The sequence below is a fragment of the Ameyamaea chiangmaiensis genome, assembly GCF_013376175.1.
Classification (GTDB): Bacteria; Pseudomonadota; Alphaproteobacteria; order Acetobacterales; family Acetobacteraceae; genus Ameyamaea; species Ameyamaea chiangmaiensis.
This window is the reverse complement of the sequence record NZ_JABXXR010000278.1, coordinates 1-1,826: the sequence shown is the minus strand read 5'-3', so window position 1 is coordinate 1,826 and position 1,826 is coordinate 1. Positions and strand designations below refer to the sequence as shown.

General features: G+C 71.3%; 2 protein-coding genes. One reads left to right on the top strand and one right to left on the bottom strand.

Features of this window, described 5'->3' with window-relative positions; translation table 11 throughout:
- On the top strand, positions 1–350 hold a 350-nt coding region (locus HUK82_RS16335), incomplete at its 5' end, for a pseudouridine synthase (protein ID WP_176614928.1).
- Positions 351–368: 18 nt separating this feature from the next.
- Here HUK82_RS16335 and HUK82_RS16330 read toward each other — a convergent pair.
- Positions 369–1,826, bottom strand: a 1,458-nt coding sequence (locus HUK82_RS16330; protein WP_176614927.1) for a TolC family protein, incomplete at its 5' end; no start/stop codon positions are given.

The window sequence follows — 1,826 nt, the reverse complement described above, 5'->3', positions numbered from 1 at the left end:
ATGTCGACCTGCCGCTTCGCCGCGTCAGCACGGCGGCGACGGGCTGGCGGATGGTCGCCGATTCCCGGGGCGATCCGGCGCTCACCGCATGGCGGGTGCTGGGTCGTGGCGGGGCGCTGAGCTGGCTCGAACTCACGCTGCGGTCAGGCCGTACCCATCAGGCGCGCGTGCATTGCGCCGCGATCGGCTGCCCCATCGTGGGGGACGCGCTGTATGGGAACGATGACGGCCAGAGGCTGAACCTTCTGGCGCGGGGGTTGTCGCTGCCTGTTGAGCCGCCGGTGGTCGCGACGGCCGAACCCCCGGCCCATATGCGCGATAGCCTGCGCGCCTGCGGCTGGACGCCGTAGCTGCCGTCGCACCGGCCCTCAGCGCGGGAGAGGCACGTCCCCCGCATCGCCCAGCGCGCCGGTCGCAAAGGCAAGGCTGGCTGCGGCGATCAGGGCTGCGTAATAGGCGTCGGACCGGGCCAGGGTGGCGTCCAGCAGGCCGTTCTGCGCAACCGTCGCCTGTGTGATGGACCCGGCGCCGTTGCGATAGGCGGCAAACGCCGCCTCGTAGCTGACGCGCGAGGCGTCCAGCAGCGCCGCCGACGCCGCATAGGCGCTGAGGCCGGTGTGCAGACTGTTTTCGGCCACCACGATCTGCTTGACCGATTCGTCGCGTGTCTGGCGCAGGGTCGCATCCGCGCTGTCGGCCCGGTCCTGCGCCTGTCTCAGCAGGGCGGCGCGCGTGCCACCATCGAAGATCGGCACCGTGATGCCGCCCAGGATGACGCTGCTGAAGCGGTTGGACGACAGGTTGAGCGTCGGCGTGCTGTCGCTGCCGACGCCTGGCACGGACGACAGGGCCAGCCGCCCGGTGGAATACGCCACGTTGCCGGTCGCGAAAATTTTCGGCAGGAACGCCCGCCGCGCGGCGCTGACCTGCGCCCGCGCGGCATCAGCCGTGGCATAGGCGGCCAGCACGTCCGGACGGCGAGCGACGGCCTGCCGCACCATGTCATGGCTCAGGCGCCCGGCTTCCGGGCCGAGCGGACGCCCTCCGACGTCAGCGGTCCGCAGGGGTGTTTCGGGCGAGATCCCGACAGCGTTCAGGAGGTCGAGCAACGTATTCTGCGCGTCGCCATCGGCCTGGACCAGGCGCAGCTCCGCCTGTGCCGTCGCCTGCCGTGCCTGCGCGACGTCGACGATCGTGCCCTGTCCCTGTTGCAGGCGCGCCTGTGCTGCGGCCAGCACGGCCTGGGCATTGTCGCGCCCCTGCCGCAGGAGGCCGACCCGCGCGGTGGCGGCGGCATGCGTGTAATAGGCCGTGGCGACGGTGTAGATCACCTTCTGATGGGCGGCGGTGAACAGGACGTTGCTGGCGATCTGGGCATGGCGGGCGGCGTCGATGGTGGCTTCGCGCGCCCCGAAATCGAACAGCAGCCATTCAAGGCCCAGCGTCTGGACCTCGCCCGCGCCATGGGTGCGGTTGCTGACGCCCCCGGTCGCCGTTGTGAGCCCGTTGAGACCGGCATTGGCGACGTCGCCGGCGGTCCCGGCGTTGCTGATCGACGGATTGGCCCCGGAATCGGTGCTGTTGTTGTAACCGCCGACGACGCTGGCGGTCAGGCGCGGCAGCAGGGCGCTGCGGGCAATGCCGACGCCGAGCGCCGCATCCCGCGCCGCGTTCCAGGCCCGCCGGGTGGAGGGATTGGCCGACTGCGCGATGTCGATCAGGTCCGCAAGGCCATAGGCCCGCGTCGGCAGGAGGTCCGGTGTGGCCTCGCGCGGTGCGAGACGCGTGTCGGACGGCAGGACATAGCCGGGCGGAAGCGCCAGTCC